Origin of the sequence: Streptomyces sp. NPDC058880 (genome assembly GCF_042742535.1) — a bacterium.
Lineage (GTDB): Bacteria > Actinomycetota > Actinomycetes > Streptomycetales > Streptomycetaceae > Streptomyces.
The window spans coordinates 205,008-225,336 of record NZ_JBHYMC010000001.1 but is presented as its reverse complement, the minus strand read 5'-3'; the positions used below and the strand labels follow the sequence as shown (position 1 = coordinate 225,336).

The following is a 20,329-nucleotide window of genomic DNA, read 5'->3' as shown; positions in this document are numbered from 1 at the left end:
CGGTGGCCCCGTCCGGGAGGACCTCCACCAGGCCCGCGGCCACGGTGTCCGCCGGCGGATGGGCCGCCAGTACCGGGGAGGCGGCCGTCAGCAGAGCGAGGCGATCATGTTCCGGATCGTCGCACGCGCCACCGGCAGAGCGGCCGGGTGGGCGTGCCGCCTTCGCGCGCACGGCGCGTTCTAGGATCCGGACATGATCGCTCAACTGCAGTGTGTCGTGCTGGACTGTCCCGAGCCGCGGGTGCTCGCCGATTTCTACCAGTCGCTGCTGGGCGGCAACGTCAACCAGCCGGACCGGCGTTGGTCGCTCGACGAGGACTGGGCGACGCTGCACGCGCCGTCCGGCCTGGTGCTCGCCTTCCAGCGCGCTCCGGACCACGTGCCCCCGAGCTGGCCCGACCCCAGCCGGCCGCAGCAGTTCCACCTGGACTTCGGCGTCCCGGACCTGGACCGGGCGCAGGAGGAAGTGCTTGCGGCCGGCGGGACCCTGCTCGACGGATCGGACGGGCGCGGCTGGCGGGTCTACGCCGACCCGGCGGGGCACCCCTTCTGCCTGGTGCGCGACTGACCCGTCGGGCCGCCGGGTCCGCTCAGTCCGCCGACCGGGTCCAGCCGAAGGCCTCCAGGCGGGCCGCATCGTCGGGCCGGTCCTCCGCGAACAGCAGTCGGGCCGGTTCCGCCACACGGACGACGTCCACGTACACCCCGCGGCCGACGTAGCGGCCGGTGGCGGTGTGGCGGAACCGCAGCCGCACCTCGCGGCCGGCCCAGTCGGCGGTGAGGGGGGCCTCCAGGCGGTGCCAGATGCGTCCGGACCAGCCGCCGACCGACCCCTCCGGCCACTCCTCGGCGACACCGCCGGTGGACCGCAGGGTGGTGAACGGCAGCGGCGCCCAGTCCACTCCGTCGGCCGAGGCCTCCAGGTGCAGGGCGCCCGCGCCGGGCACGGTGTCCCACCACACGGCGCAGCGCAGCCGGGCGGCGGCCGTGGCGGGGGTGAGCGGCGGCAGGGTCAGGGTGCCGGAGACACCGGGCACGGTCCCGGAGAACCAGGCGGCGCCGCCGTGCCGGGTGCGGACGGGGACGGCCCGGGCGAAGCGGTTGCCGACGGCGACCCGCGGGGCGCTGCCGGCCCGCCAGGTGCGCACGGGGTGGACGGAGTTGCCGAGCAGGATCAGGAAGGAGTCGGTGGAGGGGTCCAGCACGAGGGAGGTGCCGGTGAACCCGGTGTGGCCGGCCGAATGCGGGGTGGCCATGGCTCCCATGTACCAGTGCTGGTAGAGCTCGAAGCCGAGGCCGTGGTCGTCGCCGGGGAAGGCCGTGTTGTAGTCGGTGAAGAGCAGCTCGACCGAGGCGGGGCGCAGGATGCGCCGGCCCGCGTAGGCCCCGCCGTCGAGGAGGGCGCGGGCCAGGACGGCCAGGTCCCAGGCGGTGCCGAAGACACCCGCGTGGCCCGCCACCCCGCCGAGGGCGTAGGCGTTCTCGTCGTGGACCTCGCCCCACACCAGACCGCGGTCCAGGCCGGACCAGGGCGGGCGTTGCACCTCGGTGGCCGCGGTGACCCGACGCCAGGAGAGCGGCGGGTTGTAGCGAGTGCGGTGCATGCCGAGCGGAGCGGTGATCTCGTCGTGGAGCAGGACGTCCAGAGTGCGGCCGGTGATCCGTTCCAGGAGCAGTTGCAGCGCGATCAGATTGAGGTCGGAGTAGCGGTAGACGGTCCCCGGGGGCTCCTGCGGCCGCACCGACCACAACAGCCTCATCCGGCCCTCGTGCGTGGACTCCTGGTAGAAGGGCGCCCACGAGCGCAGTCCCGAGGTGTGGGTGAGCAGCTGACGAACGGTGATGGCCTCTTTGCCTCCACCGGTGAACTCCGGCAGGTAGCGGTGCACCCGGGCCTCCAGCTCCAGGCGCCCCCGCTCCATCTGTTGGACCGCCAGGATCGAGGTGAACAGTTTGGTCAGGGAGGCCAGGTCGAAGACGGTGTCCTCGGCCATGTCGATCCGCTCGGCTGCGGGGAGCTCGCGGACCCGGTCGGTCCGCCCGTCGTACTCCGCGTACCGGACGGCATGGCCCATGGCCCGGTGCAGGGCGACGGTGCGGCCGCGCCCGGCGAGGACCACCGCCCCCGCGTAGTAGGGGTGTTCGGGTGAGGGGCCCAGGAACCGTCGCGCCTCGTCCGCGACCGCCTCCAAGTGCCGCTCCAGCAGCCCGGCCTGGCGCGCGGATCCGTACCGCAGCCGCAGCCCCTGCAGAGCGCGCCGTCCCACGGGGCCGCCGGCCGCGCCCGGCGCGGCGGGGAGCGCGGCGTGCAGGGCCAGCACTCCGCCGAGCGCGAGCAGCCGCGCCGCGAGCCGCCGCCGGCCGACTCCCGGCCGGGTCACGCGCACTCCGTCGTGCTGCTCCTCCGGCTCCGGCTCCGGCTCCTGAGCCGGCTCCGGCCGCGATTCGCGCCGTCCAGGGCCGGTTCCGCCCGCGCGTACCGCGCGTTTCGTGGGGACTTCCGCCACCGCCTCGGCCTCCGTGTGCACTGCCATGTCCGGCCCTCCTCGTCCGCAACCCGCAACCCGCAACCCGCAACCGAAATACGCGATCCGCGTTCCGCACCGCGCGATCCGCGCCCGCAGTCCCCCGCGGACGTGCCCGAAACCCCGCACCCGCCCGGTGCGCCGCAGGTGAGCGGCCCCGGGTCTGCTGAATCGGCCGAGCGTGCCGCAGGCTAACGGGTATCTGCCCGCAGCTCGGCCACCCTTCCCGCCGACCGGGCCGCAAAGAATCTGACACAGCATCAGAAAATGTCTTCCCTCGGCCGCCGGGCTGCGGCATCCTGCCGCCCATGGAGACGGAGCTGAGCAGGAAACTGGGAGTCGAGCACGCCATCTTCGGCTTCACACCCTTCCCCGCGGTCGCCGCCGCGATCACCCGGGCGGGCGGGTTCGGCGTCCTCGGGGCGGTCCGCTACACGGCACCGGACGACCTCAAACGCGACCTCGACTGGATGGAGGCGCACGCCGACGGCAAGCCCTACGGCCTCGACGTGGTCATGCCCGCGAAGAAGGCCGTCGACGGCATCAGTGAAGCCGACATCGAGGCGATGATCCCGGCCGGGCACCGCGCCTTCGTCCGCGACACCCTCGCCGAACACCGGGTACCCGAGCTCGCCGAGGGCGAGGCCTCCGGCTGGCGCATCACCGGCTGGATGGAGCAGGTCGCCCGCAGCCAGCTCGACGTCGCCTTCGACTACCCCGTCAAACTCCTGGCGAACGCCCTCGGTTCCCCGCCCGCCGACGTCATCGCCCGCGCCCACGAGCGCGGGATCCTCGTCGCCGCCCTCGCCGGCAGCGCCAAGCACGCCCGCCGCCACGCCGAAGCCGGCATCGACGTCGTCGTCGCACAGGGCTACGAGGCCGGCGGCCACACCGGCGACATCGCCACCATGGTCCTCGTCCCCGAGATCGTCGAGGCCGTCGCGCCGCTCCCGGTCCTCGCCGCCGGCGGCATCGGCAGCGGCGGGCAGATCGCCGCCGGCCTCGCCCTCGGCGCCCAGGGTGTGTGGCTCGGCTCCCTCTGGCTCACCACCACCGAGGCCGACCTCCACTCGCGCGCCCTCACCGAGAAGCTCCTCGCCGCCGGCTCCGGCGACACCGTCCGCTCCCGCGCCCTCACCGGCAAACCCGCACGCCAGCTGCGCACCGCGTGGACGGACGCCTGGGACGACCCGGAGGGCCCCGGCACGCTCCCCATGCCGCTCCAGGGCCTCCTCGTCGCCGAGGCCGTCTCCCGCATCCAGAAGTACGAGGTCCGGCCGCTGCTGGGCACGCCCGTCGGCCAGATCGTCGGCCGGATGAACAGTGAACGCAGCGTCCAGGCCGTCTTCGACGAGCTCACCGGAGACTTCGAGAAGGCCATCGACCGCATCAACCGCATCGCCGGCCGAGTCCGAGAGGCGTGACCGCCATGACCACCGCGACGTCCACGACCCCCTCCGTCGATCGGCAGCCGCCCAACGGCTTCTGGGCCCAGGCGGCAGCCGACCCGGGACGCATCGTCCTGACCGCCCCCGGCGGCGAGGAGTGGAGCGCCGGCCGACTGCACGCCGACGTCAACCGGCTCGTCCACGGGCTGCGCGCCGCCGGGCTGGAAAGGGGCGACTCCTTCGCCGTCGTCCTCCCCAACGGCGTCGAGTTCCTGACCGCCTACCTCGCCGCCTCCCAGGCCGGCTTCTACCTCGTCCCCGTCAACCACCACCTCGTGGGCCCCGAGATCGCCTGGATCGTCTCCGACTCCGGCGCCAAGGTCCTCGTCGCCCACGAGCGCTTCGCCGCGGCCGCCACCGCGGCGGCCGACGAGTCAGCCCTGCCCGCGAGCCACCGCTACGCCGTCGGAGCGGTCCCGGGCTTCCGTCCGTACGGGGACCTCCTCCATGGGCAGCCCGCCACGGCCCCCGCGGACCGCACCCTCGGCTGGGTCATGAACTACACCTCCGGCACCACCGGTCGCCCCCGCGGCATCCGCCGCCCCCTGCCCGGCAGGCTTCCGGAGGAGACCTACCTCGGCGGATTCCTCGGCATCTTCGGCATCCGCCCCTTCGACGGCAACGTCCACCTGGTCTGCTCGCCGCTCTACCACACGGCCGTCCTCCAGTTCGCGGGCGCCGCCCTGCACATCGGGCACCCCCTGGTCCTCATGGACAAGTGGGCCCCGCAGGAGATGCTGCGCCTGATCGACGCACACGCCTGCACGCACACCCACATGGTGCCGACGCAGTTCCACCGGCTGCTCGCCCTCCCGCAGGAGACGAAGGACGCCTACGACGTGTCCTCGATGAGGCACGCCATCCACGGCGCCGCCCCCTGCCCCGACCACGTCAAGCGGGCGATGATCGACTGGTGGGGCGGCTGCGTGGAGGAGTACTACGCGGCCAGCGAGGGCGGCGGCGCCTTCGCGACGGCCGAGGACTGGCTGAAGAAGCCGGGCACGGTGGGCAGGGCCTGGCCGATCAGCGAACTGGCCGTCTTCGACGACGACGGCAACCGGCTGCCCCCGGGCGAACTGGGCACCGTCTACATGAGGATGAACACCGGCGGCTTCAGTTACCACAAGGACGAGGACAAGACGAGGAAGAACCGCATCGGAGACTTCTTCACCGTCGGGGACCTCGGCCTGATGGACGAGGAGGGCTACCTCTTCCTCCGCGACCGCAAGATCGACATGATCATCTCCGGCGGGGTCAACATCTACCCGGCCGAGATCGAGTCTGCGCTGCTCGCCCACCCGGCCGTCGCGGACGCCGCCGTCTTCGGCATCCCGCACGCCGACTGGGGCGAGGAGGTCAAGGCGGTCATCGAACCGGCGGAGGGCGTCGCGGCCGGCGGCGCCCTGGCGGCCGAGATCCTGCACCACTGCGAGCAGCGGCTCGCCGGGTACAAGCGACCCCGGACCGTCGACTTCGTCGAGCACATGCCCCGCGACCCGAACGGCAAGCTCTACAAGCGCCGGCTGCGGGACCCGTACTGGGAGGGCCGCGAGCGCGCGATGTGATCCACCAGGGAGCCCGCGAGCCCGTCGTGCCGCGAGGATCCGTGAGAAACACCACGTCAAGGCGCCAGGAGCGCGCCGTGCGACGCACCAGGGGAACACTTCTGGCAAGTTGGACGATATGGGTACGACGAAGCGCAGATCCCCCCTGGCCGACTGGACCGTCCTGGTCCCCGTGGTGGCGCTGATCGCGCTGGTCCTCAGCTGGGGGCGGGAGCTACCCGGCTTCGCCGTGCTGGTCGTCGCCCTGTGCTTGGCCGGTGCCGTGTTGGCGGCCGTGCACCACGCCGAGGTCGTCGCCCACCGGGTGGGCGAACCCTTCGGCTCCCTCATCCTCGCCGTGGCGGTCACCGTCATCGAAGTGGCCCTCATCGTCACCCTGATGGCCGACGGCGGGGACAAGAGCGCGACCCTGGCCCGGGACACCGTCTTCGCCGCCGTCATGATCACCTGCAACGGCGTCGTCGGCGTGTCCCTGCTCGTCGGCGCCCTGCGCAACCGGATCGCCGTCTTCAACCCCGAGGGTTCCGGCGCCGCCCTCGCCACCGTCGCGACGCTCGCCACCCTCAGCCTCGTCCTGCCCACCTTCACCACGAGCAAGCCCGGCCCGGAGTTCTCCACCGGGCAGCTGACCTTCGCCGCCGTCGCCTCACTCGCCCTGTACGGGCTGTTCATCGCCGTGCAGACGGTCCGCCACCGGGACTACTTCCTGCCCGTGAACACCGGCCGGGCCACCGGCCGCGCCGCGGACCCGCAGGACGACCACGCGGCGCCGCCCACCTCCCGAGCCGCCCTGCTCAGCCTTGGCCTGCTGCTGGTCGCGCTCGTCGCGGTCGTCGGCGACGCCAAGGCCGTCTCGCCGACCATCGAGTCGGCGGTGGCGAAGGCCGGCCTGCCCCAGGCGGTCGTCGGTGTGATCATCGCCCTGCTCGTGCTGCTGCCGGAGACCCTCGCCGCCGTCCGCGCCGCCCGACGCGACCGCGTGCAGACCAGCCTCAACCTCGCCTACGGGTCCGCCATCGCCAGCATCGGCCTGACCATCCCGGCCATCGCACTGGCCTCCATCTGGCTCGCCGGCCCGCTCACGCTCGGCCTCGGACCGGTCCACATGGTGCTGCTCGCCCTGACCGTGGTGGTCAGCACGCTCACCCTCGCCCCCGGCCGCGCCACGCTGCTCCAGGGCGGAGTGCACATCGTGCTGCTGGCCGCGTACCTCTTCCTGGCCGTCAGCCCGTGAGGCACAGGGCCGGGGCAGGGGCGAGGCGTGCGCCCCCGGCCACCGCCCTCCCGTCTCCGGCAGGCCACCGTCCTGCCGGAGACGGCACCGCGTCCCGCCCCTCCGGACGGACCGACAACCTGTCAGCATCCCGCCGGGGAGCGCGTCATTGACCCCGGCCCGCCCGACGGCGAGGATCACGCCCATGACGTCAGCACGCACGGGGCAGCCGGGACAGGCGGGGCCGGCGGCCGGCGCCGTACGGGGCAACACGATCGACGGGCTGGTGCGCGACAGCGCGCGGCGGGTTCCCGACCGCCTCGCCGTCCGCCACGGCGAGCGGACCTGGACCTACGCGGAACTCGACGCGGCGGTGACCACGGGGGCCGCCCTGCTGCGGGAGCACCACGCGCTGGCCGCAGGCGACCGGGTCGCCACCTACGCCCACAACTCCGGCGCCTACTTGCTGGCCTTCCTCGCCTGCGCCCGGGCCGGGCTCATCCACGTCCCGGTCAACCAGAACCTCACCGGAGAGGACCTCGCGCACATCCTGGACGACTCCGGGAGCACCCTCGTCCTCGCCGATCCCGACCTGGCCGGGCGGGTCCCCGACGGCTTTCCCGTACGGGCCCTGCGCGACGCCCCCGACTCCTTCTTGACCGCTCTGGCCGAGCCGCTCCCCTTCGCGCCCGACCCCGATCCCGACCGCATGGCGCAGCTGCTCTACACCTCGGGAACCACCGCCCTGCCCAAGGGCGCGATGATGACCCACCGGGCCCTCGCCCACGAGTATGAGAGTGCGATCGGGGCGCTGGACCTGGCCGAGGGGGACCGGCCGCTCCACGCTCTGCCGCTCTATCATTCGGCGCAGATGCACGTCTTCCTGCTGCCCTACCTGGCGGTGGGGGCCCGCAACACGATCGTCGAGGCGCCGGTCGCCGAAGAGCTCTTCGACCTCGTGGAGGCGGGTGAGGCGGACAGCCTCTTCGCCCCGCCGACGGTGTGGATCGGCCTGGCCGGCCATCCGCGGTTCGCCGCGGGCGGGCTCGCCGGACTGCGGAAGGCGTACTACGGAGCCTCGGTCATGCCCGTCCCGGTTCTGGAGCGGCTGCGCGAACGGCTGCCGGGGCTCGCCTTCTACAATTGCTTCGGCCAGAGCGAGATCGGGCCGTTGGCCACGGTGCTCGGCCCCCGCGAACACGAGGGGCGGAGCGACTCCTGTGGGCGTCCGGTGCGCCATGTGGAGGCGAAGGTCGTCGACGAGGACGGCGCGGACGTACCGGACGGCACCCCGGGCGAGATGGTGTACCGCTCACCTCAGCTCTGCCTGGGCTACTGGAACGACTCGGCGGCGACCGGCCAGGCCTTCCGGGACGGCTGGTTCCGCTCGGGCGACCTCGTGGTGCGGGACGCGGAGGGCTACTTCACGGTCGTGGACCGGGTGAAGGACGTCATCAACTCGGGCGGGGTGCTGGTCGCGTCGAGGCAGGTGGAGGACGTGCTCTACACCCATCCGGGGGTGGCCGAGGCGGCGGTGATCGGGCTCCCCGACGACCGGTGGATCGAGGCTGTCACAGCGGTGGTGGTGCCGCGCGGTGCGGTGACCGAGGCGGAGCTGGTGGCCTACGCCCGGGAGAGACTCGCCCACTTCAAGGCCCCGAAGCGGGTGCTGTTCGTGACCGCTCTTCCGCGCAACGCGAGCGGCAAGATCCTCAAGCGGGAGCTGCGGGACCGTTTCGGAGGGCGGGCCCGCTGACACCCGTACGGGAAGGCGCGGCCGGTGTCAGTCCGGTGCTGCGTGGTGCTGGGCTCCGTCCCGGGGGAGGAACCCGCTGCGGCGCAGGCGCCGCAGGGTGAGGTGCTCGTGCGCCAGGCGTCCGACGAGCGCGCCGCCGTAGACCACGAAGCCGACCCCGACGAGCCAGGACTGGACGACCAGCAGCGTGCCGAAGGGGCCGTAGGTCACGGCGTTGGACGCGATCAGGGGCGAGAACACCAGCTGAGAGAAGATCCGCAGCCCCAGCAGCCCGAGGCTGGTGGCCACCGCTCCCGGCACCAGAGCCCGCCAGCGCACCCGGCCGCCGAGCAGCAGGCGCTGGGAGGCGATGAAGAAGAGGCAGGTGCCGAAGAGGTCGCCGAGCGTGCCCAGGACCGTGCCGAAGACGTCGTCCGACGGTGCGGGGATCACCACGAGCAGCGCGAGGTAGCAGACGAGCATGGCGAGCCAGACCACGTGCCGCCACATGGTGTGCCAGCGGGCCGTCGGCAGGTCCCACACCTTCTCGTAGCCGGTCTGCACGGCCGAGCCGAAGGTCAGACCGAAGACGGCGAGCGCGGCCAGCCCGAAGGCGGTGGTCCGTTCCAGTGCGGTGTCCGCCGCACCGAAGACCATCTCGATCCTGATGCGCGAGGACGCCGTCACGCCGAGGGCCTGCCCGAGCCAGCGCCCGAACCCCGAGCCGCTCCCGGGCACCGCGGCGGCCACGACCACCAGGAGCGGCACCAGGGTGAGGAATCCGAGGGCCGCGAAGCCCATCGACCGGTGCATCAGCTCCATCTCCCGGCCACGGCTCCAGGCCAGCCCGGCATAGGAGCCCTGGAAGCGGTCGTGGAGCCGCCGAAGGGTCGAGGTCACGCCTCATGCACTACCCGGACCGGTGCGCCGCCTCCCGGAGCCCGGACCGAAATGGGCCCGAAGGGGTGGTTTCGGCGACCCGACTCGGCGTCAGCCCGGTCAGCGGGCCGTGGTCGACGCTCCGCGCGAGGCGGGGCAGGCCTGCCGGGCCCGCTCCGATGCGTCGCGGAGTCGTCTGGTCAACTGGTCGCATGACGCGCACCCTGTACCTCCTGTGTTCGGCCGCCCCACCCGTGTTCGACGTCGCCCGCGTGATCGAGGACGCGCAGGTACGCGGTTGGGACGTGTGTCTCGGACTGAGCCCGACGGCGGCGGACTGGCTCGCGGAAGGCACCGACGGCCTGGCCGCGCTCACCGGGCACCCGGTTCGCAGCCGGTACAAGCGGCCGGCCGATCCCGACGTGTGGCCCTCGGCGGACGCGATCCTCGTCGCCCCCGCCACGTTCAACACGGTCAACGGGTGGGCGCTCGGACTCACCGACCGGTTCGTGGTGGGCGTGGCGGCCGAGGCCCTGGGCAAGGGCACGCCATTGGCCGTCATGCCGTGCGTGAACACGGCGTTCGTCCGGCACCCGCAGTTCGAGCAGAGCTTGGCCGTGCTCCGCGGTGCGGGGGTCCGGGTGCTGTACGGCGATGACGGCTTCACCCCCCACCCGCCGGGACAGGGCGCTGCGCGGCCGTACCCGTGGACCCTCGCGCTGGATGCCGTGGACGACCTCGTCCGCGGGGACTTCCAGGAGCGGGGGAGGTAGCCCCGGAGCCGGGCGGGGGAGACGGGCCCGACGGGTCCGGGCCCGCCGCGCCTGGTCGGCGCGAGCGCCGTGACCTGCGCAGACGTCACTCGTCCCGACATGTGGCCCGATCCATGCCGGTCGGCCCGAAGGGGGTATCGTCCCCCGGTCACGGACGGCGATCGGACCGCCGCCCGGCCAGACCGAGGGAGCCGATATGACTGATCTGACTGCGCTGCGGGCGAGTCTGGCGTCGGGCGAGCACGAGTTCGCCGACACCCTGGCCTTCGTCGCCGCGTGCTACGAGTACCGGCCGCAGGCCTTCCGCAACGGGGAACTGGGAAACGCCGCGGGCGAGAACGAGGGCTCCTGCAAGACGCTGGGACTGGCCGTGTTGGAGGGTCTGAGCGATCAGGAGGCGCTGCTGGCGTTCGGTGAGCACTATCGCAGTGTGCTGGCGACGCCCGACGGTACTGATCACGGCAACATCCGCAACCTCATGGCCCATGGCCTGGCGGGGGTGAGCTTCGCGGGGCAGCCGCTGGCCCGCAGGAGCTGAAGGCCGCGCCTCGTGCCGCCCCACCCCCGCTCCGGCCGGGCAGGTGCCACCCGGCGACCGGCACCCGCGTGCCCCCTGCCCTGCTCCCTCGGACAGGCCCTACTCGGAGTCGAGTTGGTGGTCGTCCCAGACGTAGCTCTCGGGGAGCAGTTCGGTGATGGGGACCGCGCGGATCGTCTCGCCCGATCCGACGATGACCTCGATGGCGGGGAAGTAGTCGAGGAGGACCTGGCGGCACCGGCCGCACGGGGGAACGACCCCCCGGTCGCGGTCGCCCACGGCGACGATCCGGTCGAGCGCGTAGACGCCCTGGGCGGCCGCCGTGCCGATGAGGACCAGCTCGGCGCACGGTCCGCCGGTGAAGTGGTAGGCGTTCACCGCGGTGACGATGCGGCCGTCCCGCGCCCGGGCCGCCGCCGCCATGGTGTGGTGGTCGCCCCGGCAGCGGTTGCGGGCCACGTCGGCCGCGGCCTCGACGAGCGCGTGGTCGACGGGGCGGGTCCTGATGGTCATCCTCTCCGCCTTCTCAGGTGGTCCGTGGCCGGGGCGAGGCCGGGTCGGGACACTGGATGTGGGTGTAGGGCCATGATCCTGACTGGACGTCGCCGTTGGTGACGGTGTCGGCCACGTTCTGGTCGGCATAGTACGTGGCGCGACAGACGGCGCTGCCGGAGCCCTCGGACCGGACGACGCGGACGGTGAACGTCCGGCGCCCGCGGAGGTTGGCGCCGACCCAGCGGTTCAGCAGCAGGGCCGCGGTCTCCTCGCTCACATCGGGCGCCAGCAACTCGGCCGCGTCGCCAGTGTCCTTGAGGACCCGGTGGGCGGGGGTGGGCTTGCCCTCGTCGCTCATGCCCGCGTGGTCGGCGTCGGGGTCGGCGCAGCCGGTCAGTGCGAGCAGGACGGCCGCCCCGACCGCTGCGGCCGTGTGGTGTGTACGCATCACACCAGGCTGGCCCGGTCCGGACGACCGTAGGGCTGCTGTGACAGCCCTGTTACGCGCCGAAGTGTCCTGTCAGGGAGCCGGGGGCCGGCCCGGGGCTCGGAGGTCAACAAGCCTTTTGATCTTGCCCACCGAGCGTTCCAGGGTCTCCGGGGCGAGCACCTCGACCCGGACGGAGACGCCGATCCCCGCCTTGACCGCCTGGACCACGGCGGCGGCCGCGGCCTCCCGCAGGGAGGCGTCCGACTCCCGACGGGCCTCCACCCGGACTGTCAGGGTGTCCATCCGGCCCTCCCGGGCCAGCCTCAGCTGGAAGTGGGGCGCCAGCCCCGGCGTCCGCAGCAGGATTTCCTCGATCTGGGTCGGGTACAGGTTCACCCCGCGCAGGATGATCATGTCGTCGCTTCGGCCCGTGACCTTCTCCATCCGGCGGAAGGCCGGTCGGGCCGTGCCGGGGAGCAGCCGTGTCAGGTCCCGCGTGCGGTAGCGGATCACCGGCATGGCCTCCTTGGTGAGGGAGGTGAACACCAGCTCCCCGAGCTCGCCCTCCGGCATCACCGCACCCGTCAGGGGGTCCACCACCTCGGGATAGAAGTGGTCCTCCCAGATGTGCAGGCCGTCCTTGGTCTCGACGCATTCCTGCGCCACACCGGGCCCGATGACCTCCGACAGGCCGTAGATGTCCACCGCGTCCATGCCGAGGCGCTCCTCGATCTCCCGCCGCATCTCCTCGGTCCACGGCTCCGCGCCGAAGATCCCCGTCCGCAGCGAGGTCGTGCGCGGGTCGACGCCCTGGCGCTCCATCTCGTCCAGCAGGGTCAGCATGTAGGAGGGGGTCACCATGATGACCTCCGGCCGGAAGTCCTGGATCAGCCGGACCTGGCGGTCCGTCATGCCGCCCGAGGCGGGTACGACGGTGCAGCCGAGGCGCTCGGCGCCGTAGTGCGCGCCCAGGCCGCCTGTGAACAGGCCGTAGCCGTAGGCGATGTGGACGATCTGGCCGGGCCTGCCACCCGCGGCGCGTATCGACCGGGCGACGACGTCGGACCAGGTGGACAGATCCCCGTCGGTGTATCCGACGACGGTCGGGCGCCCGGTGGTGCCGCTGGAGGCGTGGATGCGGCGCACCTCGGAACGCGGCACCGCGAACATGCCGAAGGGGTAGTGGTCGCGCAGGTCGGCCTTGGTGGTGAGGGGGAACAGGGCGAGATCGGACAGGGAGCGGCAGTCGTCGGGATGCGCACCGGCCTTGTCGAACGCCTGCCGATAGAAGGGCACCCGCTCGTACGCGCGGTGCAGGGTCGCTCGCAGCCGCGTGAGCTGGAGTGCCGCCAGTTCGTCGCGGCCCAGCCGCTCGCCCTCGTCGTGGAACCCCGCCTGCACCGCCATGTCGTCACCCCATCGTGAGCGCGCCCAAGAACCAACCGATCATTCGGTAGATTGCCAGGGGTGTGCAGGCTAAAGCAATGACTCGAACGGGTGATCGCCTGATCTGGCGGCCTCCATGCCGCGCTTCACCACGCGCGGCGGCCTCGCCCCGGACCCGCCGGTCCCCTCAGTGCGCGGGACGGGTGGTCGTGCCGCCGGTGTCCGCCTCCGTCGCGACCGCCTTCGCCCAGCGGTAGTCCGCCTTGCCGCTCGGTGAACGCTGCACGGCCGGCGTGATGACAAGCTGCCGCGGGATCTTGTAGCCGGCGAGCCTGGTGCGGCAGTGGCTCTGGATTTCGTCCAGCGTCGGGGCCTCCGCTCCCGGCCGCACCTGGACCACCGCGGCGACATGGCTGCCCCAGGTCGGGTCCGGGACCCCGGCCACCAGCGCGTCGTACACGTCGGGGTGCGACTTCAGTGCCTGCTCGACCTCCTCCGGATAGACTTTCTCGCCGCCCGTGTTGATGCACTGCGAGCCTCGGCCGAGCACCGTGACGATGCCCTGTTCGTCGACGGTCGCCATGTCTCCCAGCAGTACCCAGCGCTCACCGTCCTTCTGGAAGAAGGTGTCGGCGGTCTTCTCCGGGTCGTTGTAGTAGCCGAGCGGCACGTGGCCGCGCTGGGCGAGGCGCCCCGGCTCGCCGACCGCCACCGGTTCGTGCGTCACCGGGTCCACCACCCGGGTGCGGTCGTTGACCTCCAGGCGGAACCCCTTCTCCGGGCCGGAGTCGTCCGTGGCGCGGCCGTTGGAGCCGGACTCGGAGGACCCGAAGTTGTTCAGGAGCAGGACGCCGGGCACCAGGCTCCGGAATTCGGCGCGCACCGTCTCGGACATGATCGCCCCGGACGAGGAGACACTGAACAGGGATGACAGGTCGGTGCCCCGGAGCGGTCCCCTGAGGGCGTCGATGAGCGGCCTGAGCATTGCGTCGCCGACCAGCGACACGCTCGACACCTTCTCCTTCTCGATCGTCCGCAGCACCTCCTCGGGGGCGTACTTGCGGTGGATGACCACTCGCTGGCCGTAGTTGAAGGCGATGAACGACGTCAGCGTCGACGTCCCGTGCATCAGCGGGGGAGCCGGGAAGAAGGTCAGCCCGGCGCCGCGCGCCGCCACCCGCTCCGCCAACTCCTCCGGCCGTTTCACCGGCTCGCCCGAGGGCTCGCCGCCGAAGAGTCCCGCGAAGAAGAGGTCCTCCGCCCGCCACATCACGCCCTTGGGCATGCCCGTGGTCCCGCCGGTGTAGATGATGAACAGGTCGTCCGCGCTGCGCGGCGGGAACCCGCGCCCGGGTGCCCCGGCCGCCTCAGCGTCCGCGTACGCGAGCGGGGCGATCGACGGCTCCGCGGCCCCCTCGGGCGCCTCGCCGACCCGGATCAGGTGCCGCAGTCTCGGCGTCTTCGGCAGCGCGGCCGCCACCCGCCCGGTGAACTCGCCCTCAAAGACGAGCGCGGCGAGATCGGCGTCGTTGTAGAGGTAGACCAGTTCCTCTTCGACATAACGGTAGTTGACGTTCACCGGGACGAGCCGGGCCTTGAGGCAGGCGAGCACGGTCTGGAGGTACTCGATCCCGTTGTAGAGGTGCAGCCCCAGGTGCTCGCCGGCGGTCAGGCCGCTGTCCAGCAGGTGGTGGGCGATCCGGTTCGCCGCCGTGTCCAGCTCCGCGTACGTCAGGCGGCGCTCCGCGCCCGTCCCGGGGTGGTCCACGTACACCAGGGCCTCGCGGTCCGGGACCACGTCCACGACCGACTCGAACAGGTCGGCAAGGTTGTACTCCACCGTTCCTCCTGACCCCGTTGTTCCCGATGGCCGGCCCCGCGGCCGGCGGCTCCGGCGGTCATTAGAGCGCCGTGGCCGGCAACTGGGAAGGGCACCGTCCAAGAAAACTGACTGAGTGTCAGAAAACTCTTGAAGTGCACCCTCCCCTACTGCAACCTGTTCTAGGTCTTGAGACGGGAGGACGGCAATGGGTGGGACGGAACACCTGACCGTGGAACGCCGCGGCGCCACGCTGGTGCTCACCATGAACAGGCCCGAGGCGAAGAACGCGCTCTCGCTGCCGCTGCTGGTGGGGCTGTACGACGGCTGGCTGGAGGCGGACGCCGACGACGAGATCCGCTCCGTGGTCCTGACCGGTGCCGGCGGCGACTTCTGCGCAGGCATGGACCTCAAAGCGCTGGCCGGCCGGGGCATGGCGGGAGACCAGTACCGGGACCGCCTCAAGGCCGACCCCGACCTGCACTGGAAGGCGATGCTCCGCCACCACCGGCCGCGCAAGCCGGTGATCGCGGCGGTGGAGGGCCACTGCGTGGCCGGCGGCACCGAGATCCTCCAGGGCACCGACATCCGGGTGGCCGCCGAGGGTGCCACCTTCGGGCTGTTCGAGGTCAGGCGGGGGCTCTTCCCGATCGGCGGCTCCACGGTGCGCCTGCCCCGGCAGATCCCGCGCACGCACGCGCTGGAGATGCTGCTGACCGGACGTTCGTACGCGGCGCAGGAGGCGGCACGGATCGGGCTCGTGGGGCGGGTCGTTCCCGACGGCGCGGCGCTCGCGACGGCCCTGGAGATCGCCGAGCAGATCAACGCATGTGGGCCGCTGGCGGTCGAGGCGGTCAAGGCGTCGGTCTACGAGACCGCTGAGCTGACGGAGCGGGAGGGCCTGGCGTCGGAACTCCTGCGGGGGTGGCCGATCTTCGACACGGCCGACGCGAAGGAGGGGGCGCGGGCCTTCACGGAGAAGCGGCCCGCGGTGTACCGGCGAGAGTAGTCCGGTCGGGGCCCGGCCGCGGCCCCGATCGTGCGCCGGGTCCGGCGCCGTGACCGCCGCCGGGAGGCGCCCGCCCCCTGCCCCCACCCCCTGCCCCCTGCCCCTGCCCCCGACCGCCGGCGGGGCCGAACACACCGGAACCAACCGCATCGGAGAGCCCCATGACAGCTGCCTCCCCGCCGGAGGTGCTCCGCGCGCCCCTCGTCGTCGAGTTCCCGTTCACCCGCTCCCTCGGGCCCGTCCAGAGCGCCTTCCTCACCGGGCTGCGCGAGGGTGTCGTCCTCGGCGTGCAGGCCTCGGACGGCAGGGTGGTGGTCCCGCCCGTCGAGTACGACCCCGTCACCTCGGAGGAGATCCGCGACCTCGTCGAGGTCGCCACCACCGGCACCGTCACCACCTGGGCCTGGAACGACCGACCCCGCCCGAACCAGCCCCTCGACACCCCCTTCGCCTGGGCACTGGTCAGGCTGGACGGGGCCGACACCGCCCTGCTGCACGCCCTCGACGCCCCCGGCCCCGACGCCGTGCGCACCGGCATGCGGGTACGCATCCGCTGGGCCCCCGAACGCACCGGGGCCATCACCGACATCGCCTGCTTCGAACCGTGCGACGCCACCACCGCCCCCCAGAGCCTCCCCGCCCCGCACGACGGCACCTTCCGCGAAGCCGTCACCGGCATCGTCGCCGAGGCCCGCCTGGACTACGTCTACAGCCCCGGCCGCGCCCAGACCGGCTACATCAACGCCCTGTCCGAGCGGCAGACCGTCGGAGAGCGCTGCCCCTCCTGCCACAAGGTGTACGTCCCCCCGCGCGGAGCGTGCCCCACCTGCGGGGTGGCCACCACCGACCGGGTCGAGGTCGGCCCGGCCGGGACGGTCACCACCTTCTGCATCGTCAACATCAAGGCGGCGAACCTCGACATCGAGGTTCCCTACGTCTACGCCCACATCGCCCTCGACGGCGCCGGCCTCGCCCTCCACGGCCGGATCGGCGGCATCCCCTACGACCAGGTCCGCATGGGCCTGCGCGTCGAGCCCGTCTGGACCGAAGGCGGCCGCTACCCCGACCACTACCGCCCCACCGGAGAACCGGACGCGGAGTATGACGCGTACAAGGAGCTCATCTGATGACCGGGCCCAGGACGACCGGGTACGCGAGGGACGTGGCCGTCGTCGCCTTCGCGCAGAGCGACCACCTGCGCCGCACCGACGAGCTCAGCGAAGTCGAGATGGTCATGCCCGTCCTCCACGAGGTGCTGGCCGCCACCGGGCTGAAGGCCGGCGAGATCGGCTTCACCTGCTCCGGCTCCAGCGACTACCTGGCCGGCCGCGCCTTCTCCTTCACCATGACCCTCGACGGGGTCGGCGCCTGGCCACCGATCTCCGAGTCCCACGTCGAGATGGACGGCGCCTGGGCCCTGTACGAGGCCTGGGTCAAGATCCAGACCGGCGATGCGGACACCGCGCTCGTCTACGCGTACGGGAAGTCCTCACCCGGATCCGTGCGCGACGTGCTCACCCGCCAGCTGGACCCGTACTACCTCGCCCCCCTCTGGCCCGACTCGGTGGCCCTGGCCGCCCTCCAGGCCCAGGCCCTCATCGACGCGGGCGAGACCGACGAGCCCGGCCTGGCCGCCATCGCGGCGCGCAGCCGGGCCGACGCCGGGGCCAACCCGCACGCCCAGCTGCGCGGTGCGGTCCCGCACGGCGACTACCAGGTCCGGCCCCTGCGCACCGGCGACTGCCCGCCCGTCGGCGACGGCGTGGCAGCCGTCGTCCTGGCCGCCGGCGACCTCGCGCGGCAGCTGTGCCGACGCCCCGCCTGGATCACCGGCATCGACCACCGGATCGAGGCGCACGGCCTGGGTCTGCGCGACCTCACCGACTCCCCGTCCACCCGAACCGCCGCCGAACACGCGGGCCTCTTCGACGCCCCCGTGGACACGGCGGAACTGCATGCGCCGTTCTCCTCCCAGGAGGTGGTGCTCCGCACGGCACTCCGGCTCGGCGACGGCGTCACGATCAACCCGTCCGGCGGGGCACTCGCCGCCAACCCGATGATGGCCGCCGGACTGATCCGCATCGGCGAGGCCGCCGCCCGCATCCACCGCGGCGCATCCGACCGGGCCGTCGCGCACGCCACCTCCGGCCCCTGCCTTCAGCAGAACCTGGTCGCCGTCCTGGAAGGGGACCGCGCATGAGCACCTCCGCCACCTCCGCCACCTCCGCCACCTCCGGTTCACGGGGCGCCACCGGCAAGGAGCCGGTCGCGGTCGTCGGCATCGGCCAGACCAAACACGTCGCCGCCCGCCATGACGTCTCCATCGCCGGGTTGGTCCGCGAGGCCGCCACCCGCGCCCTCGCCGACGCCGAACTGACCTGGGCGGACATCGACGCGGTCGTCATCGGCAAGGCCCCCGACTTCTTCGAGGGCGTGATGATGCCGGAGCTGTACCTGGCGGATGCGCTCGGAGCCGTCGGCAAGCCGATGCTGCGCGTGCACACGGCCGGATCGGTCGGCGGGTCCACCGCGCTGGTCGCCGCCGGCCTGGTGGCCGCCCGCGTCCACCGCACCGTCCTCACCCTCGCCTTCGAGAAGCAGTCCGAGTCGAACGCCATGTGGGGCCTCTCCCTCCCCGTTCCGTTCCAGCAGCCCCTGCTCGCCGGCGCCGGCGGATTCTTCGCCCCGCACGTGCGCGCGTACATGCGGCGCACCGGCGCGCCCGACGGGGTCGGCTCGCTCGTGGCGTACAAGGACCGGCGCAACGCCCTGAAGAACCCGTACGCGCACCTGCACGAGCACGACATCACGCTGGAGAAGGTCCAGGCCTCACCCATGCTGTGGGACCCGATCCGGTACTCCGAGACCTGCCCGTCCTCCGACGGCGCGTGCGCGATGGTCCTCACCGACCGGGCGGGCGCGGCCCGCTCGCCGCTGCCGCCCGCGTGGGTGCACGGCGGGGCGATGCGCAGCGAGCCCACCCTCTTCGCCGGCAAGGACTTTGTCTCTCCGCAGGCCGGCAAGGACTGCGCGGCCGACGTCTACCGGCAGGCCGGGATCACCGACCCGCGCCGGGAGATCGACGTGGTGGAGATGTACGTGCCGTTCTCCTGGTACGAGCCGATGTGGCTGGAGAACCTGGGCTTCGCAGAGGAGGGCGGGGGCTGGAAGCTGACCGAGGCGGGCGTCACCGAGATCGACGGAGACCTTCCGGTCAACCCGTCCGGCGGCGTGTTGTCCACCAACCCGATCGGCGCGTCCGGCATGATCCGTTTCGCCGAGGCCGCCCTCCAGGTGCGCGGCGGGGCCGGGGAACACCAGGTCCCCGGAGCACGCCGGGCGCTGGGGCACGCATACGGCGGCGGCGCACAGTTCTTCGCGATGTGGCTGGTGGGGGCGCAGGAACCCACCACGTGAACGGAAACGGCCGTCCGGCCCGGGGCCCGGACCGGTCACGAGTGACTCACCGTGGCCTGTGCGGCACCGGCTGCGATGGTTAACCTGGCCCCCGGACGACGTACCGGGAGGAGCACGCACGTGGCCGAGAGCATGACTTCGCAGCCCCTCGCTGGCTGGGGGAAGCCGGACCTCGATCTCACCGAGGCGGACTGGCAGTCGAGCAGCCGGGGAGCGGGCGACGTCCAGATCGCCTTCGTCGAGGGCTTCATCGCGATGCGCAACAGCGAGCGCCCCGAAAGCCCCTCCCTGATCTTCTCGCCGGACGAGTGGCACAAGTTCGTGCTGAACGCCCGGGGAGGGGAGTTCGACCTCACCTGACCGCCCGCCACCGCCCGGTCCGGCCCCGCCCCGCCGGGGCCGGCGAGCGGCGGTCACCGCGGACGGGGCACTGCCGGCTGTCGCAGGAGGTGCCGCCTGCCGCGAGGCGGCGCACCGCGGGCCCGCACCCCCCGACCGACCCCGCCCGGTCGGTAGGCTGGCGGCATGAACGCAGAGAGAGACCTGCGGACCCTGCTGAGCGGGATGCGGCCCGAGCTGAACGAGGGCGTGTACGTGTTCTGCACCGTTCCTTGCGGTACGGTCCCCGCCGGAACGGCGCCCGTCGCCACCATCCTGGAACCCGAGGGCCTCACGCTCGTGCTGCGCCAGGAGGACGCCGACGCGGCCGGACTGGCCTACGACTACACCGCCGGCTGGATCACCCTGAGGATCCACTCCGCGCTCGACGCCGTCGGTCTCACCGCAGCCTTCGCCACCGAACTCGGCGCCCACGGCCTGAGCTGCAACGTCATCGCCGGCCATCACCACGACCACCTCTTCGTGGCCGCGGACCGGGCCGCCGAGGCCGTGGCCGTCCTGGAAGACCTGGCGGCACGTTCCGGACCGGACCGGTCGGCCCGGGGTCCGCACCCGGACCTTTCCTGAACCCGGCCGGAACCCCTTCGAAATCCGCCCACGAGCCCGCCGCGCGTCCGCCGGGAGCCCGACCGGGGCCCGTCGGTAAAGAAGATCGGATTCTTTCCGGCAGTGGGGCACCCCGAGATGTGCGCGGGCGT

The 20,329-nt window shown here is 72.6% G+C and carries 19 protein-coding genes; 13 read left to right on the top strand and 6 right to left on the bottom strand.

Going from position 1 to position 20,329, the window contains the following annotated elements:
- Positions 1-193: 193 nt before the first annotated feature.
- Positions 194-568: a VOC family protein gene (locus ACFW2G_RS01005; RefSeq protein WP_037921946.1), complete on the top strand. Its 375-nt coding sequence runs from the start codon at positions 194-196 to the stop codon at positions 566-568.
- A 22-nt stretch (positions 569-590) separates the two neighbouring features.
- On the opposite strand, the gene ACFW2G_RS01000 is transcribed toward ACFW2G_RS01005, so the two are convergent.
- Positions 591-2,534, bottom strand: a complete 1,944-nt coding sequence (locus ACFW2G_RS01000) for a serine hydrolase (protein ID WP_384580139.1) — start codon at positions 2,532-2,534, stop codon at positions 591-593.
- A gap of 299 nt (positions 2,535-2,833) precedes the next feature.
- On the opposite strand from ACFW2G_RS01000, the gene ACFW2G_RS00995 reads away from it, so the two are divergent.
- From ACFW2G_RS00995 to ACFW2G_RS00980, 4 genes are all read left to right on the top strand, one after another.
- Positions 2,834-3,949: a nitronate monooxygenase gene (locus ACFW2G_RS00995; RefSeq protein ID WP_037921948.1), complete on the top strand. Its 1,116-nt coding sequence runs from the start codon at positions 2,834-2,836 to the stop codon at positions 3,947-3,949.
- A 5-nt stretch (positions 3,950-3,954) separates the two neighbouring features.
- Positions 3,955-5,538: an acyl-CoA synthetase gene (locus ACFW2G_RS00990; RefSeq protein ID WP_384580141.1), complete on the top strand. Its 1,584-nt coding sequence runs from the start codon at positions 3,955-3,957 to the stop codon at positions 5,536-5,538.
- Positions 5,539-5,656: 118 nt separating this feature from the next.
- Positions 5,657-6,772 (top strand): calcium:proton antiporter, encoded by a 1,116-nt coding sequence (locus ACFW2G_RS00985; protein ID WP_384444749.1) that lies wholly within the window; start codon positions 5,657-5,659, stop codon positions 6,770-6,772.
- 184 nt (positions 6,773-6,956) lie between these two features.
- Positions 6,957-8,507, top strand: coding sequence for a fatty acyl-CoA synthetase (locus ACFW2G_RS00980; protein ID WP_384580143.1), 1,551 nt, complete (start codon positions 6,957-6,959; stop codon positions 8,505-8,507).
- A 27-nt stretch (positions 8,508-8,534) separates the two neighbouring features.
- Here the strand turns inward: ACFW2G_RS00980 and ACFW2G_RS00975 are convergent, their stop codons facing one another.
- Positions 8,535-9,386, bottom strand: a complete 852-nt coding sequence (locus ACFW2G_RS00975; protein ID WP_384444745.1) for a YhjD/YihY/BrkB family envelope integrity protein — start codon at positions 9,384-9,386, stop codon at positions 8,535-8,537.
- A gap of 191 nt (positions 9,387-9,577) precedes the next feature.
- Between ACFW2G_RS00975 and ACFW2G_RS00970 the strand changes: the two genes are divergently transcribed.
- Positions 9,578-10,138 carry a flavoprotein gene (locus ACFW2G_RS00970; RefSeq protein ID WP_384444743.1) on the top strand — a complete coding sequence of 187 codons (561 nt, stop codon included), beginning with the start codon at positions 9,578-9,580 and terminating at the stop codon, positions 10,136-10,138.
- Between the two features lie 196 nt (positions 10,139-10,334).
- Positions 10,335-10,676, top strand: a complete 342-nt coding sequence (locus ACFW2G_RS00965; protein ID WP_384444741.1) for a HopJ type III effector protein — start codon at positions 10,335-10,337, stop codon at positions 10,674-10,676.
- A 99-nt stretch (positions 10,677-10,775) separates the two neighbouring features.
- Here the strand turns inward: ACFW2G_RS00965 and ACFW2G_RS00960 are convergent, their stop codons facing one another.
- The 4 genes from ACFW2G_RS00960 to ACFW2G_RS00945 form a co-directional block, all read right to left on the bottom strand.
- Positions 10,776-11,189 (bottom strand): cytidine deaminase family protein, encoded by a 414-nt coding sequence (locus tag ACFW2G_RS00960; RefSeq protein WP_384444739.1) that lies wholly within the window; start codon positions 11,187-11,189, stop codon positions 10,776-10,778.
- A 13-nt stretch (positions 11,190-11,202) separates the two neighbouring features.
- Complete coding sequence (locus tag ACFW2G_RS00955; protein ID WP_384444737.1) at positions 11,203-11,619, bottom strand: hypothetical protein; 417 nt, start codon at positions 11,617-11,619, stop codon at positions 11,203-11,205.
- Positions 11,620-11,691: 72 nt separating this feature from the next.
- Positions 11,692-13,008: a phenylacetate--CoA ligase PaaK gene (gene paaK / locus ACFW2G_RS00950; RefSeq protein WP_384580146.1), complete on the bottom strand. Its 1,317-nt coding sequence runs from the start codon at positions 13,006-13,008 to the stop codon at positions 11,692-11,694.
- 166 nt (positions 13,009-13,174) lie between these two features.
- On the bottom strand, positions 13,175-14,827 hold the full coding sequence (locus ACFW2G_RS00945) for an acyl-CoA synthetase (protein ID WP_384444733.1): 1,653 nt from the start codon (positions 14,825-14,827) through the stop codon (positions 13,175-13,177).
- Positions 14,828-15,014: 187 nt separating this feature from the next.
- Between ACFW2G_RS00945 and ACFW2G_RS00940 the strand changes: the two genes are divergently transcribed.
- From ACFW2G_RS00940 to ACFW2G_RS00915, 6 genes are all read left to right on the top strand, one after another.
- Positions 15,015-15,815, top strand: a complete 801-nt coding sequence (locus tag ACFW2G_RS00940; protein WP_384444731.1) for a crotonase/enoyl-CoA hydratase family protein — start codon at positions 15,015-15,017, stop codon at positions 15,813-15,815.
- A gap of 161 nt (positions 15,816-15,976) precedes the next feature.
- Complete coding sequence (locus ACFW2G_RS00935) at positions 15,977-16,942, top strand: Zn-ribbon domain-containing OB-fold protein (protein ID WP_384580148.1); 966 nt, start codon at positions 15,977-15,979, stop codon at positions 16,940-16,942.
- A complete protein-coding gene (locus ACFW2G_RS00930) occupies positions 16,942-18,015 on the top strand; it encodes a thiolase domain-containing protein (RefSeq protein WP_037921974.1) in 1,074 nt (357 codons plus the stop codon). Before ACFW2G_RS00935 ends, ACFW2G_RS00930 begins: the two co-directional genes overlap by 1 nt.
- A complete protein-coding gene (locus ACFW2G_RS00925) occupies positions 18,012-19,232 on the top strand; it encodes a thiolase domain-containing protein (protein WP_384444727.1) in 1,221 nt (406 codons plus the stop codon). Before ACFW2G_RS00930 ends, ACFW2G_RS00925 begins: the two co-directional genes overlap by 4 nt.
- A 132-nt stretch (positions 19,233-19,364) precedes the next feature.
- The gene (locus ACFW2G_RS00920) at positions 19,365-19,592 is read left to right on the top strand and encodes a DUF397 domain-containing protein (protein ID WP_370466718.1); all 228 of its coding nucleotides are present in this window, start codon (positions 19,365-19,367) and stop codon (positions 19,590-19,592) included.
- Between the two features lie 165 nt (positions 19,593-19,757).
- Positions 19,758-20,198, top strand: coding sequence for an ACT domain-containing protein (locus ACFW2G_RS00915; RefSeq protein WP_384580150.1), 441 nt, complete (start codon positions 19,758-19,760; stop codon positions 20,196-20,198).
- The last annotated feature ends 131 nt before the right edge of the window (positions 20,199-20,329 follow it).